Annotated in this window: 13 protein-coding genes and 1 pseudogene; 6 read left to right on the top strand and 8 right to left on the bottom strand. The window is 66.5% G+C overall.

All coding sequences use genetic code 11. The features are described 5' to 3' along the window. Nucleotides 1-6 precede the first annotated feature (6 nt). The 7 genes and pseudogenes from ABDW49_RS14745 to ABDW49_RS14715 form a co-directional block, all read right to left on the bottom strand. Nucleotides 7-1,074, bottom strand: coding sequence for a rod shape-determining protein (locus ABDW49_RS14745; RefSeq protein ID WP_343612772.1), 1,068 nt, complete (start codon nucleotides 1,072-1,074; stop codon nucleotides 7-9). 126 nt (nucleotides 1,075-1,200) lie between these two features. Further along, entirely contained in the window at nucleotides 1,201-2,076 is an 876-nt protein-coding gene (locus tag ABDW49_RS14740; protein WP_343612771.1) for a BadF/BadG/BcrA/BcrD ATPase family protein, read from the bottom strand. Further along, a pseudogene (locus tag ABDW49_RS14735) lies at nucleotides 2,073-2,555 on the bottom strand (hypothetical protein). The gene ABDW49_RS14740 and the pseudogene ABDW49_RS14735 overlap by 4 nt, the downstream one beginning before the upstream one ends. A gap of 156 nt (nucleotides 2,556-2,711) precedes the next feature. After that, nucleotides 2,712-3,791: a D-lactate dehydrogenase gene (gene dld / locus ABDW49_RS14730; RefSeq protein ID WP_343612770.1), complete on the bottom strand. Its 1,080-nt coding sequence runs from the start codon at nucleotides 3,789-3,791 to the stop codon at nucleotides 2,712-2,714. After that, nucleotides 3,788-4,852: a beta-N-acetylglucosaminidase domain-containing protein gene (locus ABDW49_RS14725; RefSeq protein ID WP_343612769.1), complete on the bottom strand. Its 1,065-nt coding sequence runs from the start codon at nucleotides 4,850-4,852 to the stop codon at nucleotides 3,788-3,790. The genes dld and ABDW49_RS14725 overlap by 4 nt, the downstream gene beginning before the upstream one ends. Further along, nucleotides 4,849-6,000, bottom strand: a complete 1,152-nt coding sequence (gene nagA / locus ABDW49_RS14720) for an N-acetylglucosamine-6-phosphate deacetylase (RefSeq protein ID WP_343612768.1) — start codon at nucleotides 5,998-6,000, stop codon at nucleotides 4,849-4,851. The genes ABDW49_RS14725 and nagA overlap by 4 nt, the downstream gene beginning before the upstream one ends. Beyond that, a complete protein-coding gene (locus ABDW49_RS14715) occupies nucleotides 5,997-7,052 on the bottom strand; it encodes an SIS domain-containing protein (protein WP_343612767.1) in 1,056 nt (351 codons plus the stop codon). Before ABDW49_RS14715 ends, nagA begins: the two co-directional genes overlap by 4 nt. Nucleotides 7,053-7,158: 106 nt before the next feature. On the opposite strand from ABDW49_RS14715, the gene ABDW49_RS14710 reads away from it, so the two are divergent. The 5 genes from ABDW49_RS14710 to ABDW49_RS14690 all read left to right on the top strand — a co-directional run bounded on the left by ABDW49_RS14710 (nucleotide 7,159) and on the right by ABDW49_RS14690 (nucleotide 14,468). Beyond that, on the top strand, nucleotides 7,159-8,268 hold the full coding sequence (locus ABDW49_RS14710; protein WP_343612766.1) for an anhydro-N-acetylmuramic acid kinase: 1,110 nt from the start codon (nucleotides 7,159-7,161) through the stop codon (nucleotides 8,266-8,268). 164 nt (nucleotides 8,269-8,432) lie between these two features. Then, nucleotides 8,433-11,174, top strand: a complete 2,742-nt coding sequence (locus ABDW49_RS14705) for a TonB-dependent receptor (protein WP_343612765.1) — start codon at nucleotides 8,433-8,435, stop codon at nucleotides 11,172-11,174. A gap of 88 nt (nucleotides 11,175-11,262) precedes the next feature. Continuing rightward, nucleotides 11,263-12,825 (top strand): sodium:solute symporter, encoded by a 1,563-nt coding sequence (locus ABDW49_RS14700; protein WP_343612764.1) that lies wholly within the window; start codon nucleotides 11,263-11,265, stop codon nucleotides 12,823-12,825. Between the two features lie 17 nt (nucleotides 12,826-12,842). Further along, complete coding sequence (locus ABDW49_RS14695) at nucleotides 12,843-13,733, top strand: N-acetylmuramic acid 6-phosphate etherase (protein ID WP_343612763.1); 891 nt, start codon at nucleotides 12,843-12,845, stop codon at nucleotides 13,731-13,733. Nucleotides 13,734-13,739: 6 nt separating this feature from the next. Next, nucleotides 13,740-14,468: a GntR family transcriptional regulator gene (locus ABDW49_RS14690; RefSeq protein WP_343614305.1), complete on the top strand. Its 729-nt coding sequence runs from the start codon at nucleotides 13,740-13,742 to the stop codon at nucleotides 14,466-14,468. Here ABDW49_RS14690 and ABDW49_RS14685 read toward each other — a convergent pair. Next, nucleotides 14,465-14,896: an acetyltransferase gene (locus ABDW49_RS14685; RefSeq protein ID WP_343612762.1), complete on the bottom strand. Its 432-nt coding sequence runs from the start codon at nucleotides 14,894-14,896 to the stop codon at nucleotides 14,465-14,467. The two genes, ABDW49_RS14690 and ABDW49_RS14685, sit on opposite strands and share 4 nt — an antisense overlap. Before the next feature lie 268 nt (nucleotides 14,897-15,164). Here ABDW49_RS14685 and ABDW49_RS14680 point away from each other — a divergent pair, with 268 nt between their 5' ends. Beyond that, nucleotides 15,165-15,482, top strand: coding sequence for a hypothetical protein (locus tag ABDW49_RS14680; protein WP_343612761.1), 318 nt, complete (start codon nucleotides 15,165-15,167; stop codon nucleotides 15,480-15,482). Nucleotides 15,483-15,560 lie beyond the last annotated feature (78 nt).

The raw sequence follows: 15,560 nt of genomic DNA, 5'->3' as shown, positions 1-15,560 counted from the left end.
CCCCCATCACGTCGCGTGCAACACCCCGCGATAGACCTCATCCTCCAGCACGCGGCCGGCGCCCATCGCCACGCAGTTGAGCGGATTGTCCGCCACCGTCACCGGCAGGCCGGTCTCCTGCGCCAGCAGCACGTCCAGATTGGCCAGCAGCGATCCGCCGCCGGTCATCACAATGCCGCCGTCGATGATGTCCGCCGCGATTTCGGGCGGGGTCTGCTCCAGCGCCGCGCGCACCGCCTCGACGATCTGGCCGACGGGTTCGGCCAGCGCCTCCACGATCTCTTCCTGCGTGATGGTCATCTCCCGGGGGACGCCCTTGGCCAGATCGCGGCCCTTGATCACGGCGGGGGCTTCCGGCCCGTTTTCGCCGATCCGCGCGGCGCCCAGTTGCAGCTTCACGCGCTCTGCCGTGGCCTCGCCGATCAGCAGATTGTGATTGCGCCGCACATAGGAGCTGATGGCCTCGTCCATCCGGTCGCCGCCGACCCGCACCGACATCGACAGGCTGAGGCCCCCGGTGGCGATCACCCCGACCTCGGTGGTGCCGCCGCCGATATCGACCACCATCGAGCCCACCGGATGGGTGACGGGCAGTTCCGCGCCGATCGCGGCGGCCATGGGCTCGTCGATCAGCCAGACCTTGCTGGCCCCCGCGTTGGAGGCCGCGTCACGGATCGCGCGCCGCTCCACCCGCGTCGAGCCGGAGGGCACGCAGACCACGATCTCGGGCCGCCCGCGCATGCGCCGGGCCACATCCTGCCCCGGCCCGTCGCCATGGCCCAGCGCCTTGCGGACGAAATGGGCGATCATCTGTTCGGCCACGTCGAGGTCGGAGATCACGCCGCTGCGCAGGGGGCGCACGGTGCGGATATGGTCGGGGGTCTTGCCCATCATCAGCTTGGCATCCGCACCCACCGCCAGCACGGTGCTGATGCCGTTGACGGTCTGCAGTGCCACCACCGAGGGCTCGGCCAGCACCACGCCGCGGTTGCGGACATAGACGACCGTATTGGCCGTGCCCAGATCGATCGCCAGATCGGAAGAGGTGAAGGAAAACAGATCGGACAGGGCCATGCATACTCTCGGTTATCAGGGAACATCTCTGGTTCCGGCGACTTGATGACCCGAAAATGAACCAATGGCTGTATCAGTCTGTATCAGCGATGCATGCGCCGCTGCATGCGACCAGTCACCTTGAGTTCAGCCGGGGATGTGAGTCTTCGGCCGTCCTGCCAGGCTGATAGCACCTTCCAGCGAATCTCCCAAAGGTTCACACAGATGCTGCACCGTGCGCGAGCGCAGCCATGGCGACATGCGCGGGGCAAGGCCCCCGACCAGCGCGCAGCGGGCGGCGCCGCGTTCGAAAATGGTCTCGATAAAGCGCTCGATATGGGCGGCGGCATCCTCGACGATCGAGCGGGCGATGGTGTCATTCGCCTCGGCATAATCCATCACCAGCGGGGCGAAGGTGCCATAGTCGCGCGGGGTCGCCTGATCCATCCAGGCCACGGCCTGGGCGGTGTCATGGTTGAAGCGCGCGGTGACCGCGGTGCTGAGCGGGGTCTGGCGGGTGCGTCCATCCAGCGCGCGCAGGGCATGGCGCATGGCTGAGAGGCCCAATGCCGCGCCACTGCCTTCGTCGGAGATGGGGAAGCCATAGCCGCCGATGGTGAAATCATGGCCGTCGACGCGCAGTTGCGCCGCGCTGCCGGTGCCGATGATCAGGATCGCCCCGTCATGCCCGCCATGCGCGCCCAGATTGGCGATCAGCGCATCGGTGGCATAGGCGGTGGAGGCAAAGCCGAAGTCGAGCTTTTCCAGCGCATCGCGCACGCCGGGGCGGGTGATGCCCGCGATGCCCATGCCGGCCTTGATCTGCGCGCGTTGCTCGGGCGTCAGCCCGGCCTGCGCGATGGCCTGATCGGCGGTGTCTTTCAGCGTGTCATACAGCGCCTCGATGCCGATGCGGGCATTGGCGGCGCCCGAGCGGCCCTCGCCGATGATGGTGCCTTCAGCGTCGATGAGGCGGGCGCGGCAATTGCTGCCGCCCGCGTCGATGCCCAGATAATAGGTCATGGGTGGGGGGCTCCATGGTTGGCGGTTTCGGCCCAGTCGCGGGTGCGGGGGGTGTGGCCGATGCCGGGGTTGAAGCTGTTGGGCGGATCGATGGTGCGGTAGAACGCCTAAAGCGAGGGCCGCGCGACATAGAGATGGCCGACATTGTGCTCGGCGGGATATTGCGCGCCGCGCTCGTCCAGCAGGGCCCAGAGCGCATGCTCATAGGCCAGCGGGTCGGTGCCTTTCCTCACGATATAGTCCTGATGGAAGACGTGGCACAAGAAATGGCCGTAATACAGCTTGTGGATGGGCTGGCTGTCGATCTCCGGCGGCAGGGTTTCGAACCAGTCGGTGTCGTTGCGGCGCAGGGCGATATCCAGCGCCAGAATATCCTCCACCTTGTCGGCGTGCACCGCATGGTAGCGCACGGCGGCGCCGGCGGCGGCGAAGCGGTGCAGGAAGGCCTTTTGCGGCTTCCTGAGCGTCGCATTCGAAATATTCGCTGTTGCCGCCGCCGGGCAGCAGGCGGGCCAGCAGGGCGCGTGTGGCCGCGATCTGCTCCGGGGCCGGCCATCTTCAGCAGCAGGTGATGTTCGAAACGTTCGCGGTATTCCTTCATGCGCTTCGGCAGGTGGCTCGGCGCCGGAAGCGGCTCAGGCCCATTGCATCAGCCGGTCGCTGCGCCCGGCGCCCAGCAACGCATCCACCCGCGCCTTGGCCGCGAAGAAGCGCGGCATCTGATCGGTGCCGAGCTTGTCGATCATCATGAAGGTGTCTTTGCCGTACACCTCGGCGATGTCGAAGATATCGCGGTGCATGTACTCACCGGCCACCGGCAGGTTTTCGAACTGGCTCAGCATGTGGCGGCGCAGTTCGGTCAGCACCGCGGTGTCGTTGGTGCCGATATAGAACACCTGCTCTTTGCCTTCTTTCTCGAAGGTGTCGAGCCGCACCGCGAACACCGCCAGCTTGCCGGCGCAGCCGGAGGCCTCGTACAGGCGGCGTTTGTCGGCGTTGAAGCGGGAAGGGGTGTCGGCATCGACGTCGCGCACCCGGCTGGCGTACTCGTTATCCGAGGCGCGCAGCTCGCCGTATTCGACGTCTGTCGGGCGATAGTCGCCTTTTTCTAGCCGGGTAAGGATCTCTTCCGGCGTGTCGCCGAGGCGGATGCCCAGATGGTTCACCAGGCGCAACTGGCCGTCTTCCCCGAGCTGGGCGTACAGCGCCATTTCGGTATAGGCCGGGCCGCGTTTCACCAGCGAGCCGCCGGAGTTGTTGCACACGCCGCCGATCACCGAGGCGCCGATGCAGGAGGAACCGATCACCGAATGCGGTTCGCGGCCGTAGGGCTTGAGCAATTTCTCGAGGTGGTGCAGGGTGCTGCCGGGGAAGCCGACCACCTGCTCGCCCTCGCGGATCACCCGCAGCGCCGAGAGCCGCGTGGTGCTGATGATCACCAGCCCTCCGGGATAATCCGCGCCATCGGGCGTCGACCCGCCCGTCAGCCCGGTGTTCGAGGCCTGCATGATGATCGACACATCGGCCGCGACGCAGGCCCGCGCCACCCGCCACAGCTCGACCAGACTGCCGGGGCGCACCACGGCGATGGCCGGGCCCGATCCGGTGCGATAACCCTTGCGATAGCGCGCCGTCGCCCGCGCGGAGGTCAGCACATGGGACGGCCCCACGGCCTGACGCAGCGCGGCGAGCAGTTGCGTTTCGCTGTCGGTCATTGCGTCTGGACTTCCTCGTCGGTCATGATGTCATCGCCCTTCAGCCAGCGCAGGATGTCGCGCGCGGCGGGGTGGTCGATGCCCGCATAGCGATCCCGCAGCCGCTCTGCACGCGCGCCGAGCCGTTCATGCCCGATATCCTGAAACAGCAGCACATCGTCCTGAAGGCGGGCCGCGAAATCATCGCCCAGCAGATGCCGCGAGGCATCGTTGAACGCGGCGCCATAGGCGTAATCCTCGCCCTGCCGGTACAGCATCGGCAAGGTCAGCGCGGGAATGCAGGAGAGATGCGCCTGCACCGCCGGATTGAGCGCATGGCCGCTGATATGGACGGCATTGGCCGGATCGCGCCCGGTGAGCGCGCGCAGATGCAGGAAGCGCGACATGCGCGCGCCGTCATTGACCGGATAATTGTCCCACAGGCAGACCTTGCGCCCCAGCTCGCGCGCCACGCGGGCCAGATGCGCTGGGCCGATGGCGCGGGAGCAGACCTCCTCGCCGGTCCAGTAGACCTGCACATCGGGTGCGAGCAGGCGGCCCAGATCGGCCAGATAGTTCGCGGGCCGCTCCCCGAAGACCACATCGAGGATGCGGTCGTCGGCGTAATAGGTGGGGCAGGTATAGACGCTTGTGGCTTTCGTCAGACCGGCGCAGAAGTTCACCACCTCAGCCTGACGGGCGGCGAGATCGGGCATGTCGCCGCGCAGATCGTCGAAGAAGATCGCCAGATCGTCCACGCCGATGGCGTCGAGATCGGCCACCCGCCGGGCCAGATCGGCGCGGGCCTGATCGTCGAAGGGATGCGTCGAGCCGACGGGCGTCAGCGCGATGCCGAAGCGCATGCCGGTGGCGCGTACCTGCGCTGACAGGCGCCCCAGCATCGCGGTCTGCTCGGCGCTGTGGGGCTGGCGCCAGTCGCGGCGCAGCGCCCGGTCGGCCTTGGGGCTATAGTGGTAGAAAGTGTACCCCGCCGCCGCCAGCGTGCTGACCACATAGCTGCGTTCTTCCTCGCTCCAGATGCGCCCGAAACGCGCGTCCACGAGTCCCAGATCAGGCATCATGCGTGGTCCTCGCGCTGCCCCGCGATCCATGTCGCGGTGACATTGCGCGCCTCGTCCAGATGCACCAGATCGGCGCGCAGGCCCGGCGCGATGCTGCCGGTCTCATGCTCCAGCCGCAGGAAGCGCGCGGGGTTGCCGCTGGCCATGCGCGAGGCGGTCACCAGATCCTGTCCCAGCATGGTGATGGTGTTGTTGAAGGCCGCGATCATGCTCAGCCCCGATCCGGCCAGCGTGCCGTCCGGCCCCCGGCAATCGCCATCCTTGACGGTGATGCGCGTGCCCATCAGCGTGAAATCCAGACCCTGACCACCCACCGGCGGCATGGCATCGGTCACCAGCATCGCGCCTTCGCTGCCGCGCGCCATCAGCGCCACGCGCAGGGCGGCGGGGTGGACATGCAGCCCGTCGACGATCAGCCCGACATGGGTGCCCCGATCCTCCAAAGCCGCGCCGACCATGCCGGGCTCGCGGCTGGAAAACTGGGTCATGGCGTTGAAGAGATGGGTGAAACCAGCCAGCCCCTCGGCCAGAGCGGCGCGGGTCTGGGCGTAATCGGCCATGCTGTGCCCGGCGCAGACCAGCACGCCCGCCAGTGTCAGCGCGGCAATCGCGCCCTTGGGGGCCAGCTCGGGCGCCAGCGTGACGATGCGGCGGCCCAGCGTGGGCGCGCCCAGCCGCTCGATCACCCGCGCGTCGATGGCGGCGAAGCGCGTCTGGTCATGGATGCCCTTTTTCGCGGGGTTGAGATGCGGCCCCTCGATATGCAGGCCCAGCACGCCGGGCACGCCCTGTTCCAGCGCGTCCTCGCCCGCCGCCAGCGCGGCATCGACGACCTGCGGATGGTCGCTGATCAGCGTGGGCATCAGGCCGGTGGTGCCGAACTGGCGATGCGCCTGCGCGATGGCGCGGATGCCCTCGACGCTGGTCTGGTCGTTGAACAGCACATCGCCGCCGCCATTGACCTGCGTGTCGATAAAGCCGGGCAGCAGCGTGCCGCCGCCCAGATCGACGCGCTGATAGCCGTCGGGCACATCGCCGGGCGCGGCAAGGCCCAGGATCCGCCCGTCCGCGATCAACAGCGCCTGATGCTGCACGACCCCATGCGGCAGCACGATATGCGCGCCAAGAAGCGCAGTAGGCCCGGTCATAATGTGCGGGTCACCTTGTTGAGATGGGGCGGATTGTCGGGATTGCAGCCGCGCGCCAGGGCCAGACCATTGGCCAGTCCGTAAAAGCTCTGGATCTGGGCGATGGCGCCGATGATCGGGTGAACATCGGCATCGAAGGGCAGCACCAGCTCGGCCGAGGCGGTGTCCTCGGGCAGGCCGGCGGCGATCACCCGCGCGCCGCGCGCCGCGAAATCGGCCAGACGGTCCTTCAGCCCCTCGCGCGCGGCGTCGAGCGGGGCGAAGGCCAGCACGGGATCGCCTGCGCCCACCAGCGTCATCGGGCCATGGGCGACCTCGGCGCTGCTGAAGGCCTCGGCATGCAGGCTGCTGGTTTCCTTCAGTTTCAGCGCGGCTTCCCCGGCGATGGTCAGCGTGGGGCCGCGCCCCAGCACCAGCATCTCCTCGGCGGCGAGCAGCAGCGGCACGGCGGCGGACCAGTCGGCCTGAGCGGCCTGTTCCAGCACCGGCCCGGCATGGGTGAGGGCGGCCAGAAGCTCCGCGTCACCGCTCCATTCGGCGGCCAGATGAGCCAGGGCGAAGAGGGTGCAAACGAAGCTCTTGGTCGCCGCGACGCTGGTTTCCGTGCCCGCATGCACCGGGATGACGATATCGGCCAGATCGGCCAGCGGCGAGGCGGCATCATTGACCACCGCGACCACCACCGCGCCGCGCAGCTTGGCGTCTTGCGCTGCGGCCAGCAGATCCGGGCTGCGGCCCGATTGCGAGATGGCGATCAGCGGCACATCGCGGAAATGCTTCGAGGTGGCCTGATAAAGCGAGCCGATCGAGGGGGCATGGCTGACGGTGGGCAGGCCGACTCGGGTTTCCAGCAGGAATTTGGCGAAACCGGCCGCCTGGTCGGAGCTGCCCCGCGCCAGCGTGGCGGCAAAGGGCGGGGCAAGGTCGCGCAGGCGCTTGCCCGCCTCCCGCATCAGGCCCGCGTTGAGGCGGAGTTGGGCAAGGCACAGCGCCGGGGCCTCACGGGCCTCCGATGCCATTTTTGTGGCGACGGTGGGGGCGATGGAAATCATGGTTTGACCATACCGGTTCTGTCCATTTTCGCAAGTGGCATTAAACTGGTTTGCATGTGAGGCGTGGCGATGATAGCCATGAGTCCAGATGAGAGGATGATAGCCGATGCTGGTCATGGGGTATATGAGCGGAACGTCGCTGGATGGCGTCGATGTCGCGATGATCGAAACCGACGGCGAGTCGATCGAGCGCTTCGGTCCGGCCTTGCTGGTGCCCTTCACCGATGCGGAGCGCGCGGTGGTGGTCTCGGCCACGCAGGATGCGCTGGATTGGGATGGGTATGGGCCTCAGCCTGCCAGTTTCGCGGAGGCCGCTGCCGTGATCGATGCGGCGCATGAACGCGCCGGTTTGGAACTGATCGCGCAGGCTGGTCGCAAGCCCGATCTGGTGGGTTTTCATGGGCAGACGCTGCTGCATCGCCCGCGTCGTCAGCTTTCAGTGCAGATCGGTGACCCGCAGGATCTGGCCGATGCGCTGGATGTGCCGGTGGTCGCGGCGATGCGTCAGGACGATCTGCGCGCCGGGGGTGAGGGGGCGCCGCTGGTGCCCGCCTATCACGCGGCTTTGACGCGGTTTCTGGGGCTGAAAGGCCCGGTGGGCTTCCTCAATCTGGGCGGCGTGGCCAATCTGACGTGGATCGGCGCCGATGGCGAGTTGGTTGCTTTCGACACCGGCCCGGCCAATGGTCTGATCGATCTGGTGGTGCAGCAGCGCGGCGCCGGGCGTTACGACGATGGCGGGCGGCTGGCGGCGGCGGGGCAGGTGGACAGGCAGGTTCTGGCCGATCTGCTCTCGCATGAGCATTTCCGTGCTCGGGGCGCCAAGTCGCTCGATCGCTATGATTTTTCGCTCGATTGGGTGTGGGATTACACGCTGGAGGATGCCGTGGCGACGCTGACCGCCTTCACCGTGGACTCGGTGGCGCTGGCGGTCGGCAGCCTGCCCGAAGCGCCCGCGACATGGGTGGTCTGCGGCGGCGGTTGCCACAATCCGGTGTTGATGCAGGGCCTGCGTGAGAGGCTGGGCGATTGCCGCGCCGCCGATTCCGTGGGCCTGCGCAGCGATTTCGTCGAGGCCGAGGCGATGGGCTTTCTGGCGGCGCGCAGTCTGCGTGGCCTGCCGCTGACCTTCCCCGGCACCACCGGCGTTGCCGCGCCGCTGACCGGCGGACGGCTGTGGCGCCCGGCCTGCGCGGCGGCGATGGTTCAGGGGTAGGCTACCAGTCGAATACCACTGATTGCTTTTTGGCACAGCAATGCATATCAGGCGGAAGATTTGGGCATCACCCATGATCCCGCCGTGTGGAGAGAAGGGCGGGGCATCGTTGATGAACCGGATGCACAGAACACTTCAGGGAACAAAAAAGAGGGCTTAGAACTATGGCTACATTGGATCGTCGCGCCATTGCCACGGCGGCACTGGCTATCGCGCTGGCGCAGGGGGCGGTTGCCGTCCATGCGCAGGATACGGCTGCCGCTCCGGCTGCTCCCGCCGCTGAGGCGCCGCAGGGTGAAATCGTCGTCACCGGCACGCGCATCGCCGTGCCGGGGCTGACCGCCAGCAGCCCGATCTCCTCCACCAATCAGGAGGCGATCAAGCTGCAGTCGGCGATGACCATCGAGGATTTCTCGACCAAGCTGCCCCAGCTTTCGGGCGGTGTCCGTCAGGGTTCGCAGGGCAGCGATGCCTTCGGCGCCAATGTGCTGGAACTGCGCAACTTCGGCCAGAGCCGCACCCTTGTGCTGATCGACGGCACGCGCGCCGCGCCTTTCGGCTTCCGCAACTCGGTTGACGCCAATGCACTGCCCGCCTCGCTGATCAAACGCGTCGATGTGCTGACGGGCGGCGCGGCGGCGGTTTATGGCGCGGACGCCGTGGCCGGTGTGGTCAACTTCATCCTCAACGATGAGTTCAAGGGCATTCAGGCCAGCACCACGGGTCGCCTCGCCACCCGCGGCGGCGGCGCCAATTACGGCGGCTCGCTGACCTGGGGTTCCAAGCTGGGCGATCGCGGCCATCTGGTGCTGGCGGTGGATTACACCCAGCGCGACGGCGTGCGCGCCGGTCAGCGCGACTGGGCCAACACCCCCAACCAGACCATCCCCAGCGTGGGCGGCGTCTTCACCGATGTGGCGAGCGGGCGCAAGTTCGGCTTCACCGATGCCGGGGCTTTCACCACCAACCCTTCGGCCACCTCGAACATTTCCGGTTCGTACCCGCTGACCTCGCCGCTCAAGCGCATCAATGCCGCCGCGCTGTTCAAATATGAGATCACGCCGCAGGTCGAATTCTATGGCCGCGCCATGTTCACCCATATGCGCAGCCAGGAAACCGGCACGCCGGGCGCCGCGCCTGCCGCCGTCAACCAGACGGTGGGGATCAGCGCCAGCAATCCTTTCCTGACCGACGCCATCCGCAACCAGCTCACCTTTGTGAACGGCACGGCGCAGGTCAATGTCTCGCGCTCGCTGGCCGAGCTGGGGCTGGTCAATTACGATACCGAGCGCAACACGCTGCAGGTGCAGGGTGGCTTCCGGGGCCCGCTGACGCCGCATATCAAGTGGAATGTCTACGCCCAGTATGGTCGTTCGAGCGAGAACACCGAGATCACCGGCGATGGTCTGGTCACCAATGCCAGCGGCGCGAACAATTTCGCCTCCATCGTCAACACGGTGAACATTTTCGGGCCGAACTCTTCGGGTCTGGCGAGCGCCTTGGGCAGCTCGATCAACGGCTTCCGCCGCACGCGCGACCAGTTCGTCACGGCGGGCACGATCAGCGGTTCGCTGGCCGATGTCTTCTCGCTGCCCGCAGGCCCGATCGGCTTTGCAGTCGGCGTGGAGTACCGGCGTGAGACCGCCACGATCGGTCAGGATGCGCCGCTGCTGACGGGCAACACCTACCGCGAGGGCGTGCAGGCCGCCTACAATGGCGAGTTCGACGTCAAGGAACTCTATGGCGAGGTGCTGATCCCGCTGATCCATGACACGCCCTTTATCCGCAAGCTGGATGTGGGCGGGGCCTATCGCTATTCCTCCTACAACCTCTTCGGCAATCACGGCACCTGGAAGGCCGAGGCCAATTGGCAGGTGGACCGCAATCTGCGCTTCCGCGGCACCTATCAGAGCGTGCTGCGCACCCCCAACTTCGGTGAGTTTGCCGCGGGCATGTCCTCGCTGCCCTTCAACAACCTCATCACCGTGGCGCGCCTTACCCCGCGTTACGGCGGCGATCCCTGCGTGCTGGGCACCGGCAATGCCGCGCAATGCGCCCGCTTTGGTGCGCCTGCTGTCGGATCGACCAACAGCTTCTCGCCCACCTATCTGACGGGCAATTACTATTACGGTGGCAACCCCGCGCTGAAGCCCGAAACCGGCTACACCAAGACGCTGGGCGCGGTGCTGACGCCCACCTTCATTCCGGGCCTCAACGTCTCGGTCGATTGGTACAATCTCGACCTGCGCGGCGCGGTCGGCGTGATCCAGCCCATCGCGGCGATCACGAGCTGCTATGTCACCAACCCCACCGCCAGCAATCCGCTGTGCGGGCTGGTGACGCGCAATGCTGACGGCTCCTTCAAGGATGCCTTTGTGAACAACCAGAATCTGGGCCGCCTGCTGCAGCGCGGTCTGGACATTGCCGCCAGCTACACGGCGCGTGCCGCTTGGCTGCCGGGCAAGGGCATGCGCTTCAGCTATCAGGGCAACATCGTGACCTCCTATCTGATCCAGGCCAACTCGACCGTTTCGGCGGTGCAGTGCAAGGGCACCTTCGGCGCCACCTGCTCGAGCGACGGCACGACGCTGGTGCAGCCCGCCTATCGCCACACGGCGGGCATGGGCTGGCTGTTCGACAAGGGCGTGGTGCAGTTCGACTGGAACCGTATCGGTAAGGTGCGCTCCAGCACGGTGGGCTCGACCGAGACCATCGCCGCGCAGGACACGTTCGACCTCTCGGCCAGCTACAAGTTCACCGATGTGGTGACGATGAGCGCCGGCCTCTACAACATCTTCGACAAGAGCCCGCCGTTTGTCTCGACCGGCGGCGTGTTCAACACCTTCCCCGATACCTATGACATCATGGGCCGCACCGTGGGCATTTCGCTGACGGCGCGTATCTAGGTTTACCCTGCCTGCGGCTCCCGGCCGGTTTGCCGGTCGGGGGCTGCCTTTTCCTTTCGATGGCCTTTTCCATCGCGGAGACTTCTTCATGACGCTGCCCTTTTCCATGGCAGACTGGCTGGTGATCGGCCTCTACATCCTGCTGCTGGTGGGCGGGGGCTGGGTCTTCACCCCGCGCAGCACCGGTTCGGCGCGCGAGTATTTTCTGGCCGGGGGCAGTGTGCCGTCCTGGCTGGCGGCGGTCTCGGTGCTGTCGGCCACGCAATCGGCGGCGACCTTTCTGGGCGGGCCCGATTATGGCTATCACGGCGATCTCACCTATCTGAGCGGCAACATCGGCGGGCTTCTGGGCGCGATCTTTGTGGCCCATGTGATGATCCCGCGCTTCTACCGCATCAAGGCGACCACCGCTTACGAGCTGCTGACCCTGCGCTTCAGCGAAAAGGCCACGCGCTGGGCGGGCGGCATGTTCCTGATCGGGCGTGTGTTCGCCGGTGGCGCGCGCGTCTATCTGGCGGCGATTGCACTGGCCATGGTGATGACGGGCAGCGTGGGCGCTCAGGGGATCATGATCGCGGCGGCTTTGCTGGTGGTGGCCAGCGTGCTGTTCACCTTTGTGGGCGGCCTCAAATCCGTGCTGTGGAACGATTTGATCCAGTTCTGCGTCTATCTCGGCTCGGCCATCGCGGTGCTGGTGTTCCTGCGTTACGCGATCCCCGCGACCAACAGCCAGATCATCGACGGGCTGATGCACACGCCAGAGGGCGTCAACAAGCTGCGGCTGTTCGATCTGTCGCTCTCGCCCTCGCATCCTTTTTCCATGCCTGCGGTCGTGCTGGGCATGACCTTGCTCTACATCGCCAATGCCGGGATGGATCAGGACACCACGCAGCGCCTGCTCTCCTGCGCGGACGCGAAGACCAGCGCGCGCGGGCTCTATATGTCGGTGCTGGGCACGGTGCCGGTGGTGGGGCTGTTCATCGTGATCGGCCTGCTGCTCTATGTGTTCTATGACCGTCCCGATCTGATGGGCGGCACCACCGCTCTGGCCGCCAACCGCTTCGGCGGCGAGAAGATCAGCATCTTCATGCATTACATCCTCACCCAGCTTCCCGGCGGTCTGCGCGGGCTGGTGACGGTGGGCATCTGCGCGGCGGCGGTGGCGACGACCAATTCGGCGCTCAACGCCATGTCCTCGGTGCTGGTGCAGGATTTCTACCGCCCCTGGCGCGAAAAGCGCGGAGACGCGCCCGAACAGCATTACGTTCAGGCCGGTCGCGCGGGGATGGGAGTGATCGGCTTTGCCATGTTCCTGATGGCGGTCGTCTCCTTCTATTGGCAGCGCTACACCCAGATGGGCCTGCTGGAGTTCGCGCTTCAGGTCATGGTCTTCACCTATGCCGGGCTGCTGGGCGTCTATTTCACGGCGCTGTTTACCCAGCGCGGCTCGACAGGCTCGGTGATCGCGGCGCTGCTGGGCGGCTTTGTCACGGTTCTGTTGCTTCAGCCCTCTATCGCCCGCGCTCTTGCTTTCCCCGAGGTGCTGGCCAGCCTGTCCTTCCCCTTCCAGCTTTGCATCGGCACAGTCGTTGCCTTCCTGATTTGCATCCTCCCCGCCGGAAACCGCGCCCCCGCGGCCCCCGGCCAATGATCCGCAGGACAGACCTGATGAACACCGAAACGCTTGATCCCCGCTATCGCGACCTCGATCTCTGGCCCACCCAGCTTGCGGTCGAGGCGATGCTCGAAGGCCAGATGGCCGCCATCGCCGCGCTGCAATCGCAGACCGCCGCCATCGCCGCCGCCGCCGAACAGGCTGCGCAACGCCTCGGCACGGACGGCAGGCTGGTTTTTGTGGGCGCTGGCACCTCCGGGCGCCTCGCCGTGCAGGACGGCACCGAGCTTTACCCCACCTTCGGCTGGACGATGGAGCGCATGGTCTTCCTGATGGCGGGCGGCTCGGGAGCCCTCACACAGGCCAAGGAGGGCGCCGAGGACGATGCGCAGGCCGCCCGCGCGGAAGTCCTCGCCGCCAACATCGGCCCGCATGATGTGGTGATCGGCGTCGCCGCCAGCGGCCGCACGCCCTACACCGTGGCCGCCATCGACCAGGCGCGCGAAAGCGGCGCGCTGACCATCGGCATCGCCAACAACCCCGGTTCCGCGCTGCTGACCCATGCCGAGCATGCCATTCTCGCGGTGACCGGCAGCGAGATCGTCGCCGGCTCCACCCGCATGAAGGCGGGCACGGCGCAGAAGGCGGCGCTCAACCTGCTCTCCACCGCGATCATGCTGCGGCGCGGGCTGGTCTATGAGGGCCGGATGGTCGCCATGCGCATTTCCAATGCGAAGCTCTTGCAACGCGGGCAGCGGATGGTTCAGGATATCGCCGGGGTCGATGCCGTAACAGCGGGGGATGCGCTGGCCGCGGCGGAGAATGACATTCGGCTGGCCGTCGTGGTCGCCTCGGGCGTTCCGGTCGATGAGGGCCGGGCCCTGCTTGAGGCGCATGGCGGCGATCTGCGCAGCGTGTTGCAGAAGCTGGGACGGCGGGACTGAACCATGATGCGTGATATGGTCTGGACGCGCGAAGACGAGGGCACGCCGCTCTATCTGCAGTTGGCGCGCTCCCTGCGCGAGCATATCAACAGCGGCGGCATCGGACCGGGCAGCGCTTTGCCCTCCGAGCGGGATCTGAGCGAAATGGCGGGCCTCTCGCGCGTCACCATCCGCAAGGGGATCGAGCAGCTCATCGAGGAAGGCGTGCTGGTGCGCAAGCAGGGCTCGGGCACCTTTGTCGCGCGGCGTATAGAGACATCGGGCGGGCGGCTGAGCAGCTTCACCGATGAGGCGCGCAAGCGTGGCGAGGACCCCGGCGTCATCTGGATCAACAAGAGCTACGCCCAGCCCACCGAGGAAGAGGCCACCGCCCTGCAGATCGGCAACACGGCGCGCGTCGCCCGCCTTGGCCGCGTGCGTCTGGCGGGCGGAGAGCCCTTGGCCATAGAACATGCCGTGGTGCCTGCCGAGTTTCTGCCCGAACTCGATAGTCTGGGGGATTCGCTCTATCACGCGCTGGAAACGCACGGGTTCCGCCCGGTGTCGGGCACGCAGCGGGTGAGGGCATCCCTGGCCACGCCGACCGAGGCGGGCATTCTCTGCGTCAAGCAGAACTCCGAGGTGCTGCGCATCGAGCGCATGACCTGGGTGGCGAGCGGGCGTATCGTCGAGTTCACCCGCTCGGTCTATCGCGGCGATCGCTATGAGTTTGTGAGCGATCTCAAGGAAATCTAACCGCGCGCCAGATGGATCAGCGGATAGGGCCTGCCTTGCCCGTCCAGCGCCGAGCGGCCCGTCCGCGTAAAGCCCATATGCTCGTAGAAGCCGACCGCCTGCGCGTTCTGCTCGTTGACGTCGGTGGTCATTTGCGGGTGCAGCGACAGGCCATGGCGCAGCAGCGCGGCGCCCACGCCCGTGCCGCGATGCGCCGGGTCGATGAACAGCGCCTCCATATGGCCGCCGTCGATCAGCATGAAGCCCAGCGGGCGGTCGTCAGCATCCACCGCCAGCAGCAGCGGCGCCTCGGGCAGGAAGCCGCAGACCAGATCGTCGAGCGCAAGGCGGTCCTCGCGCGTCAGGAAATCATGCGTGGCATCCACCGCATCGCGCCAGATGGCAATGATGCGGTCAGCGTCTTCGGGGTGGGAAGGGCGAATCATCATGTTGCGCGCATACAGTGGTTTGTTGCGTTTGGGGATTTAAGGGGGATAAAAATGGGCCTCCGGCGGGCAAAGGGCCATTGCCCTTTGCAATCCCTTCAATGTCGGCCTTGGCGCCACTGCGGCAGCCTTTGGTGTGGAACGCCATTTTTTAAGGCTGCTTTGCAGCGGGGATGGCGCACGGTTTGCCGCGTTCCGCCGCCCGCGCGATTGACAGGGCAGGGCTTGCCTTCAACCTTCCATTTTTGCCCGCCCCAAGGAAAGGGACACCATGATCGAGACTGTCGGCGCCATGCGCCTGTCCAGCCTGACCACGGGAACCATCTGCCGGATCGGCATCGCGCTGAGCACCTGTTTCTGGATCCCCGCCGCCCTGCTGATGGGCATCGCCGGAGCCATGGGCCTGCTGCCCGATCCCGATCTGGGCTTCGCGCCCCGCGGCTTCCCCGGTTTTGCCGGAGGCTTTCTGCAAGGGATCGGCTGCTCGATCGTCAATGATCTGGTCGTGGTGCTGGGCGCGGTCGGCTTCGCCCTGCTGCGCGGCACGTTGGGCGCCCCCGATCCGGTGCTGAAACAACGCCGCCACTGAAAATTTTTACACAAGGATCCATGGGTTTGCGCTGCCCCGCGATCGTGATAACGCGCCGCGCAACCGCTCGGGAATCCA

The sequence above is a fragment of the Novosphingobium sp. genome, assembly GCF_039595395.1.
Classification (GTDB): Bacteria; Pseudomonadota; Alphaproteobacteria; order Sphingomonadales; family Sphingomonadaceae; genus Novosphingobium.
Note: the sequence above shows the minus strand (reverse complement) of the source record. Positions and strands in the feature narration are given on the sequence as shown.

Coding starts and splice junctions, on each gene's coding strand:
- ABDW49_RS14710 (WP_343612766.1), top strand. CDS start 7,159: ATGCTGGTCATGGGGTATATGAGCGGAACGTCGCTGGATGGCGTCGAT.
- dld (WP_343612770.1), bottom strand. CDS start 3,791: ATGACCGACAGCGAAACGCAACTGCTCGCCGCGCTGCGTCAGGCCGTG.
- ABDW49_RS14740 (WP_343612771.1), bottom strand. CDS start 2,076: ATGACCTATTATCTGGGCATCGACGCGGGCGGCAGCAATTGCCGCGCC.
- ABDW49_RS14685 (WP_343612762.1), bottom strand. CDS start 14,896: ATGATGATTCGCCCTTCCCACCCCGAAGACGCTGACCGCATCATTGCC.
- ABDW49_RS14705 (WP_343612765.1), top strand. CDS start 8,433: ATGGCTACATTGGATCGTCGCGCCATTGCCACGGCGGCACTGGCTATC.
- ABDW49_RS14690 (WP_343614305.1), top strand. CDS start 13,740: ATGCGTGATATGGTCTGGACGCGCGAAGACGAGGGCACGCCGCTCTAT.
- nagA (WP_343612768.1), bottom strand. CDS start 6,000: ATGACCGGGCCTACTGCGCTTCTTGGCGCGCATATCGTGCTGCCGCAT.
- ABDW49_RS14725 (WP_343612769.1), bottom strand. CDS start 4,852: ATGATGCCTGATCTGGGACTCGTGGACGCGCGTTTCGGGCGCATCTGG.
- ABDW49_RS14745 (WP_343612772.1), bottom strand. CDS start 1,074: ATGGCCCTGTCCGATCTGTTTTCCTTCACCTCTTCCGATCTGGCGATC.
- ABDW49_RS14695 (WP_343612763.1), top strand. CDS start 12,843: ATGAACACCGAAACGCTTGATCCCCGCTATCGCGACCTCGATCTCTGG.
- ABDW49_RS14715 (WP_343612767.1), bottom strand. CDS start 7,052: ATGATTTCCATCGCCCCCACCGTCGCCACAAAAATGGCATCGGAGGCC.
- ABDW49_RS14700 (WP_343612764.1), top strand. CDS start 11,263: ATGACGCTGCCCTTTTCCATGGCAGACTGGCTGGTGATCGGCCTCTAC.
- ABDW49_RS14680 (WP_343612761.1), top strand. CDS start 15,165: ATGATCGAGACTGTCGGCGCCATGCGCCTGTCCAGCCTGACCACGGGA.